Raw genomic sequence first — 258 nt, 5'->3', positions numbered from 1 at the left:
CCGAGCTTGATCTCGCGGGCCTCGACCGCGCCGTCCGGGCGCAGCACCCAGACATGCGCGCGGTCCCCCTCCTGAACGACCGCGCTCTCTGGGACCGCCGGGCCGCTCACGGCGTCGCCGGTGATGATCGCGAACCGCGCGAACATCTCAGGCTTGAGTTCTTGATCGGGGTTCTCGACCTCGCACCGGACCGCGAGCCGGCGCGTCGCCGGATCGAGGCTCGCGGCCATGTAGGTGACACGCGCGCGGAAGGTGCGG

General features: G+C 71.7%; 1 protein-coding gene. It reads right to left on the bottom strand.

Translation table 11 applies throughout. From position 1 onward, the window contains the following. The coding region (locus AC1RQI_RS17325) for an efflux RND transporter periplasmic adaptor subunit (protein WP_481905849.1) at window positions 1-258 on the bottom strand (258 nt) is incomplete at both ends.

The organism is Salicola sp. AFF1 (assembly GCF_056783195.1).
Note: the sequence above shows the minus strand (reverse complement) of the source record. Positions and strands in the feature narration are given on the sequence as shown.